Source organism: Acidobacteriota bacterium, assembly GCA_012729555.1.
GTDB lineage: Bacteria > Acidobacteriota > UBA6911 > UBA6911 > UBA6911 > UBA6911.
On record JAAYCX010000002.1, the window covers coordinates 1 to 7,428 of the forward strand.

Consider the following 7,428-nt stretch of genomic DNA (forward strand, 5'->3'; position numbering starts at 1 on the left):
GAACCCGGACGGGAGCCTCCGGTCGAACCGCCCCAGCAGAGCGATCCCGGCATACTGGAACTCGCGCTCGGGCAGCCCCCACAGCTCCCGCAGGACCGCGTCCAGTTCCCCGATTTCGGGGAGCGGACGCCCGGCGTGAAATTCCTTCAGCAGCGCCCCCCTCTGCGGCGTCTTGATCCCCAGGTATTCGAATTGGCCCCGCATATACTGCTTCATGGCAGGAGCCTGTGCCGGATCGGCGTTCTGCTCGAAAAGGGTCTTCATTGCCTTGACGTATGCGTGCATGGAACTCCAATCGGTTTTAGTCGCGGAAGCATGCCATGTTCAATGGCGACCACAGTAGATGCAATTCAAGAAATGAGACTATATTGGCTCGTTCGGGATTACGAAACTCCTGACGATCGCAACCGGACAGTTGAAAGTCCGTTACCCCTTCGGAATATTCAATAATCCTGTTAAAACCCTCGCGGCGAAAGCCTGCCCCCCCCAACTCGAATAAGGCAATCTGATAACCAGGAATCCCCCGGCTCATCTTAGAAACCCGCCACGGAGGCGGCGGGAGGCTCCCAATGTCTGAATTGCAGAATCTGCAAAAGAAAATTTGCATCGACCGCAATTATTATATAAAATTTGAAAAATTGTAGTTCTCCACCTTAGCTTCCTTGTAACCCTCACGAGGAGGTCAAATGAAAAGCAAGTCACGCTTTACTCGCGTTCTTCTCTGTCTTTCGCTGATCTGTCTGCCGTTGTCCTTTGCCCCTGAGGGCCAAGCCCAATATTACGGTCCCTGTGACGAAGCTCTTAGCAACTTTTGCCATTTATGCAGCGGCATAACCAGTTATTGGAGATCCGACACCTGCTTTTTCACATATTGTGTTGAAGTGGTGGTGATATACGGGGATTGTCTCCAGTACAAATATTGCACGGGCTGCTACGGCACTGCACCATGGGAGCAGTGTTCCGAAACCTGCGCATAAAGGTGATTAACATGAAGACTATCAAAACATTGGCATTTGCATGCTTTGTTGTTGTCACCCTTGTCTCCGCTTTAGAAAAAACCACCCATTCCCAGGACACCATCCTTCCTTTTCACGCCAAGATCGAGCGCATTCAGCAGCTCTTCGGACCTGACGGATCACTGGAAAACGAACAATCCATCACCGAATCCTATTTTCGCGGCTCTGAGGGAAGCACCTATACCAAGGGGACGGTGATCGATTCGACCACGGGAAAGATCGAACATCCCGTCAGGATCATCGAGAACGCTGGCACGGATCAGGTTTATGTGATCGATGACGGGAACAGGACGGTGATGATCCAGCGGCTCCGCTTCAAATCGGGAGGAACCAGGCCAAACCCGGAATTGCCGCGGAAGGAATATCTGGGCCGACCCTGCGCCGTAATGCTGAATCCGGAGCAGGGGGGTGAACTCTGGATCGATCTGGAATTGGGATACCCGCTGTACCACCGTCGCGAAATGAAGGTGGATGGCGGCAGGAAGATGATCCGCATAAGCAGGGTGACCGAATTGACCGTGGACGCAGAACCCGACCCCGGGTTGTTTGATCTCCCGCATCTGGACGAATACTCCGTTATCGATCATACCAGGTAGGCCCAGGCTGCCGGGAAAGAACTATTATTGGGAAATCCGCGGTCATTTGACCGGGGGTGGGACATGAATTTCCGGGGGCGGCGGAGTTGGAGGCGGTGGAACGGGAATGTAGATCTGCCGGGCGGCGGCCGACCGCGACAGGGCCTCGCGCGCATTCTGGGCCTTCTGGTTTTCCAGGCGCTGCCGCAGGAGCCGCTCCGCCCGGGCGAGCTTGATCCTGCCGTAGAGAAGGTGGGATCGGTAATCCACCCAGACGCGCAGCGCATCCTTCTTTTCCCGGTCGAACCGGTAGACCCCGATCCCGCGGACGAAATCGGCCGCCTTCCCCGCCTTCACCTTTTTTGTTTTGCCCCCCCGGCGGACCTCGGCCCTTCCGGCGTAGACGCCGAGACGGAAGGGATCCCCCTCCAGGAGGTAGAGTCCCGGCTCGCGGGTCTCGGCGGAGGCGTCCCCGAAATGAAGCTCCAGCACCGGGGGCTCGTCGCCGTCGACGATTTCGAGCCACGCCCTCCCCCGCTCCACCCGGAGGCTCGCCCGGTCGTGACCCAGGCGTTCAAAACGCACCTCTGCCCGTTCGCCGATCCAGAGCGTGGCCCATAGCCCCAACTGGATTTCGGCCCTTCCGTCGCCCGTGACGAGCCGCTGACCCTCACGGACATACTGCGCCCGGCCCAAATCGTAAACCAGCAGTATCCCGTCGAGCGAGGCCCCGCCTCGGGCGAAGCTGACGTATCCCGGCATGATGTTGACAGTCTGCTGCGCGCCGGCCGGGAGGCCGATCAAAAGGATCCAGCAGATCGCCCGAAGAAACCTCATCGCGTCTGGTCCCGCAACTGCTGCTCGATCAGCCGCATCTGCTGCTCGGCCTGCCGCAGCGACTGCTCGAGGTACATGCGGGAGCGCGCCTCGGCCTCGATCCGCGCCTGCTGCCGCGCGCTTTCCGCCTGGCGCCGCATGCGCTCCGCCAGGCGTTCGTCCCGGATCCGGTCATAGAGCAGGTCCGAACGCCAGGCGGCCCAGTGCTGCAGCGCGTCCCCCCGCCTCCGGTCGAACTTCGCGGTTTTGAACCCCCCGGCCAGGTCGGCGGAACGCCCCTTCTTCAACGTTTCCGATTTTTCGCCGAGGAGGACCCGCGCCTTCCCGTCATAGACGCGCACCCGCCCGGCCCCGGCGTCGAGGCGGTACACCCCGGCCTCCCGGCATTCCACGGCGGCGGCACCGAGGTGGACGGTAAGTGTCGCGCCCGGTCCCCCCTCGATGATTTCAACGATGGCCGATCCCCCGAGGACGGTTAACCTCATGCGGTCATAGTCCGGGTCCTCCAGGCGCAGGCTCGAGCGCGCGCCCATCCAGAGGGTGGCCCAGAGGCCGAGCTGCACCTCGACCTTCCCCTCCCCGGTTCGGAGCACCTCCCCCTCCGCTGCCACCACCGGGCGGGCGGGACGGGGAGGGAGCCGCACGTCGCCGAGATAGACCTCCCCCTCGATCTGTTTTATGCTTCCCGGCCGGATGTCGACCGACTGCTGCGCGGGCGCGGCGGCACAAAGGCAAAGCAAAACGGCTGCCGGGAGTGGTTTCATGGTGGTTCCTCCGGCGACGGTGGCCCCCTTCGGCGGGGAGACGCAATCATTACTGCTATTATAGGATATCCGGGGCGGCGGAAGGTTCAAAATCCGCGCGGAATTTTGCGGGCGAGGAGATCGATGCAAAAATTTCTCACCGAAACCGAACAGTGGCTCGACCGGCTCTACGTCGCCGCCGAGGGGGCCTCGCTCCGGCGCGAGGACCGGCGCAAGGCCGTGGAGACGGCCGCGATGCTTATCGAGATCGAGCGGGCCGTCGCCCGCCTCTCCGGCAGGAAAGGGCTCCTGCTCCTCGACGCGGCGGCGGGGAAATCGTATGTCGGCCTGCTCGCGGCGAAGCTGATTCTGGCCCCCCGGGGAGACGCCTCCTCGGTCGTCACCCTGGAGCGGGATCCGCGCCGGGTGGAGGCCAGCCGCCGCGCGGCGGAGCGGCTCGAGGCCGGGATCCCCGTCACCTGCCTGAGGGCCGAGGTGGGGGACGCCGCGGCCTGGCCCGCGGAGCCTTCCATCGTCACCGCGCTCCATGCCTGCGGCGACGCCGCCGACGCCGTCATCGACAGGGCCGTCTCCTGCCGCGCCCGCGTGCTCCTCGTGGTCCCCTGCTGCACCAGCCGGGCGGTCCGCGCCTCTGCCCTGGCCGAGCGCCGGGCGGCCGCGCTCGACATCCCCCGGCACGCCCCGGTCCGCCGCCGCTTCATCCAGGCCCTGGTGGACGCCGAGCGCACCTGGCGCCTCGAGGCCGCCGGGTACGAAACCGAGGTGGTCGAATTCGTCCCCCCCACGGTGACACCCCACAACCTCCTCTGGCGCGCCCGGCGCGTGGGCGAACCCCGCCGCATGGCGGCCGCCCGGGCGGCGTGGGAGCGGTTGTCCGCCGACGGATAGGATCCCCGCATGGGCATATGCCGCCGGACATTGTCCCGGTTCCAGGGTCCCGATCACAAGCTTTCGTATTTTCCCCAGTACATGGTTATAATGCATCCATGAGCATGGGAAACATCAAGGAGCGGCCGAATCACACAATGTATATTCGTGCATTGCGCCGCATGTCGCCTGAGCAAAGGCTCGCGAAAGCCTTCGAACTGACGGAGTTCTCAAAGCAGCTCTTTCTTCATGGATTGCGCCGACGATTCCCGGACATGGAGGAAAAGAAGTTCCACGCTTTGTTCCTTGAGCGGCTGGGCAAGTGTCACAACAGAAGCTTCTAGAAAAGGTAGTTCTCACTCTGAACCGGCTGGACATTGAATATATGGTCACCGGCTCCATCGCATCGAGTCTGCAGGGGGAACCTCGCTCCACACATGATATCGACCTGATCATCGACCTTCCAAGGTCAAAAGTCCCGGCACTCAGCAGATCTTTCCCTCCACCCGATTACTATCTGGATCAGGATGCTGTCCTCCATGCGGTCTCCTCCAGGGGTATGGCCAACCTGATCGACGTGCGCTCGGGAGACAAGGTCGATTTCTGGATCCTGACGGAGACGGCGTTCGACAGTTCACGTTTCCATCGAAGATATTTCGAAGAGGTGCTCGGGATGCGCCTTGCCGTGTCCTCCCCGGAGGACACCATATTGATGAAACTGCGCTGGTCAAAAATGTCGGGGGGAAGTCAGAAACAATTCATCGATGCTGTTCGCGTTTATGAAGTGCAGCACGGGAAGCTGGATCACGATTATCTTCATGATTGGGCGCGGAAACTAGGCATTGAGAACGAGATGGAGAAACTCCAGGCGGAAGCCACCGCCGAATAAAAATCGGCCTGTGGCCTCAGACGGACGGCACGCCATCCCCGCGCGGACGGAAGTGCGGGGATGGCGTGCTTCTCAAAGGACCAGCTAGCGCCAGTCGTCGATGCTGGTGCTCCCCCCCGCCAGGACCATGTTCCGGCTCATCATGAAATCGGTCACGAACCACGTCGTCTGGCCGCCGCCCCCGGTGACGATGATGTTGACCGAGGCTTCGCCGAACGGCTTGACCTTCCGGCCGGAAGCGTAATCGGTCTTTTCGACATTCTCCGCAAACCACTTGCCGAGCTGCTCCTTGCTCCCGAAACCGTAGGCGTCCTCGAGGAGCTCGGCGACGGTCGGGTCCATGATGACGGTGGCGGACCCCATGGTGAGCGCCTTCATGTAATCCCCCATCCACATGTGGACGGGGTATTCCCTCTTGGCCTCCGTGACGCTGGAGATGTAGGACCACCCGGTCGCCACCGTGATCACGCTCTCGTTCGGCTTGAACCCCGCCTGCACGTGGAACGGCTTCCATCCCGCGGGCAGGGCCTCCTCGTTTTCGGCGATGCAGACGTTGTTGTACTGCATGGTGCTCCCGAGGGTGCTCCAGGTGGTCTGTTTGCTGTGCAGGCCGCCGATCGTCTTCGACATGATGGTGTAGGCGCGGCCGATCGTCGCATTCGCCTCGTTATGGGGTCCCATGACGTTGTGGCCCGAATTCATCCCGATTTCCTCGCGGATGGGGCCGTTGACCAGGACCATGTTGGCCATCGAGGAGGTGGAGTTCCCGAAAGGGATGTGATTGGCCAGGGCGAGAATCACCGGCAGGTATTCCACCTTGGCCCCCGCCATGACCGCACAGATCGCGACTCTCTCCACGGTCACCTCGCGCCTGCCCCCCGGCCAGTCCAGCACCTTGATGACCTCCTCCGGCCGGTGGGACGTCCCCTTCAGCATGTCCGCCACGCGCTCCTCGGTCGGAAGGATGACGGGGAGATAGTCCGTGTAATCCAGCTCCTTGAAGAGGCGCTGCAGGTTCTCCTCCGTGTCCGGCCCGAGAAAGCGCGATTCGGCCGGGTCGGGATCGGGCGCCGGTCCCTTGTATTTCTCGCTCTCGGTCAGCGGGGCGGTGAGCGCGTCGATGAACGCCTGCATCATCGGTTTTCCGCTGACGACGTCCCTGCGTTCGAAAACATACTTGTGGTGCACCGATTGAGGCTGCCCGGCCACCGGGAAGGGGAAGGCGATGTAGCGGATGGGGGAGCCGCTGGTATAGAGGAAATCGTGACCATGGGCATACTTGATGATATTGGATGCCGAACTCCCGACGGCGGGGATCCCGTACTGCTGTTCCAGCTGCTTGCAGTTTCGGCTCACGGCCGATATGCAGCTGTCTCAACCGGCGATCCCGATCATGGCCGCATCCCCCTTTTCGGAGATCTCCTTGAGGAGTTCGGTCTGGTCCTGCATATAGAAGCCCTTGACCTTGCGGACCTCGATTTTGACGCTCGGCATGTTCCGGGCGAACCACGCCTTCATTTCCGCATACACGCTGGGAGCGGCGTTGTCGCCCCCCCAGCCGATATCCACCAGGAAGATCGTCTTCCCCTCCAGCGAACCGAGCCGCGGCGCGAGCGGCACGCGATCGACCATCCGGTTGGGCGGAGTCGGGTTCAATACCCTGATTTTTTCGGCGGAATACGCCGCGGAGCAGACGGCGATCAGGAAAAACGCCAGGAATGCGAAATGTCTCTTTCGGGTCAAGGAGCACCTCCCTTTGATGGGCCCGCGACGCGTCGCCGCTGATCGGCCGCACGCGGACCCGCATGGCGACGAACATAGCCGTTTTTGCCGGAACATGCAACGGGCTTCGATGAGCCAAACCCTCCTGTTGCGGTCGCGGCACCGGGGGTGCTAGGATGGCTTCAGTTCTTCGGGCCACTCCACGGGGGGGATCATGACGGAAGGAAAGTACGACAAATATTTCATCAAGTACGGCCTCAACACGCCCGTCGTGCCGGATCCCCGGCCGATCCTGGCGCGCATGGACGACGGCATGGCGAAGGGGTCCAATTTCTACCTGATCCACTGGGTGGAGCCGGGTTTCGCCGATGTCCTGGGGGACTACCCTTACGCGGGGCACCCCCCCCATATCCACAAGTACGCCGAACTCCTCATCCACGTCGGCAACGACCCCAAGAACCCCATGGACCTCGGCGCGGAAGTGGAGATGTACATGGGGCCGGAGCTGGAGCGGCACACCTTCACGGAATCGACCGTGATCTGGATCCCGCCGAACTTCATCCACTCGCCCTGGAGGCCGCTCCGGATCGACCGGCCTTTCCTCTTCATGGAGATCAACCAGGGGCCCGTACACACGGAAAAATTCTTCCCGCAGCTGCTGCCCAAGGAGGCCCGCGACCGGATCGACTGGAGCATGTGGCAGGACAAGGGATTCTAACGGGAACAGGAGCCGGACATGCCGTATCAAGTGACCGAAA

10 protein-coding genes are annotated in these 7,428 nt (G+C 61.7%); 5 read left to right on the forward strand and 5 right to left on the reverse strand.

The window, feature by feature from the left end; genetic code table 11:
- A partial coding sequence (locus tag GXY47_00220) for a DNA alkylation repair protein (GenBank protein ID NLV29549.1) occupies positions 1-285 on the reverse strand: 285 nt, incomplete at its 3' end.
- 703 nt (positions 286-988) lie between these two features.
- Here GXY47_00220 and GXY47_00225 point away from each other — a divergent pair.
- Positions 989-1,612, forward strand: a complete 624-nt coding sequence (locus GXY47_00225; protein NLV29550.1) for a hypothetical protein — start codon at positions 989-991, stop codon at positions 1,610-1,612.
- Positions 1,613-1,654: 42 nt separating this feature from the next.
- On the opposite strand, the gene GXY47_00230 is transcribed toward GXY47_00225, so the two are convergent.
- Positions 1,655-2,428 carry a hypothetical protein gene (locus GXY47_00230; GenBank protein NLV29551.1) on the reverse strand — a complete coding sequence of 258 codons (774 nt, stop codon included), beginning with the start codon at positions 2,426-2,428 and terminating at the stop codon, positions 1,655-1,657.
- Positions 2,425-3,192: a hypothetical protein gene (locus GXY47_00235; protein NLV29552.1), complete on the reverse strand. Its 768-nt coding sequence runs from the start codon at positions 3,190-3,192 to the stop codon at positions 2,425-2,427. The genes GXY47_00230 and GXY47_00235 overlap by 4 nt, the downstream gene beginning before the upstream one ends.
- 123 nt (positions 3,193-3,315) lie before the next feature.
- Here GXY47_00235 and GXY47_00240 point away from each other — a divergent pair, with 123 nt between their 5' ends.
- From GXY47_00240 to GXY47_00250, 3 genes are all read left to right on the forward strand, one after another.
- The gene (locus GXY47_00240; protein ID NLV29553.1) at positions 3,316-4,080 is read left to right on the forward strand and encodes a methyltransferase; all 765 of its coding nucleotides are present in this window, start codon (positions 3,316-3,318) and stop codon (positions 4,078-4,080) included.
- 98 nt (positions 4,081-4,178) lie between these two features.
- Entirely contained in the window at positions 4,179-4,403 is a 225-nt protein-coding gene (locus GXY47_00245) for a hypothetical protein (GenBank protein NLV29554.1), read from the forward strand.
- Between the two features lie 41 nt (positions 4,404-4,444).
- Positions 4,445-4,948: a hypothetical protein gene (locus tag GXY47_00250; GenBank protein ID NLV29555.1), complete on the forward strand. Its 504-nt coding sequence runs from the start codon at positions 4,445-4,447 to the stop codon at positions 4,946-4,948.
- Positions 4,949-5,032: 84 nt separating this feature from the next.
- Here GXY47_00250 and GXY47_00255 read toward each other — a convergent pair whose 3' ends face one another.
- Positions 5,033-6,304 carry a hypothetical protein gene (locus tag GXY47_00255; GenBank protein ID NLV29556.1) on the reverse strand — a complete coding sequence of 424 codons (1,272 nt, stop codon included), beginning with the start codon at positions 6,302-6,304 and terminating at the stop codon, positions 5,033-5,035.
- A gap of 18 nt (positions 6,305-6,322) precedes the next feature.
- Entirely contained in the window at positions 6,323-6,691 is a 369-nt protein-coding gene (locus GXY47_00260) for a hypothetical protein (protein ID NLV29557.1), read from the reverse strand.
- 193 nt (positions 6,692-6,884) lie between these two features.
- Between GXY47_00260 and GXY47_00265 the strand changes: the two genes are divergently transcribed.
- A complete protein-coding gene (locus GXY47_00265; GenBank protein NLV29558.1) occupies positions 6,885-7,388 on the forward strand; it encodes a hypothetical protein in 504 nt (167 codons plus the stop codon).
- The last annotated feature ends 40 nt before the right edge of the window (positions 7,389-7,428 follow it).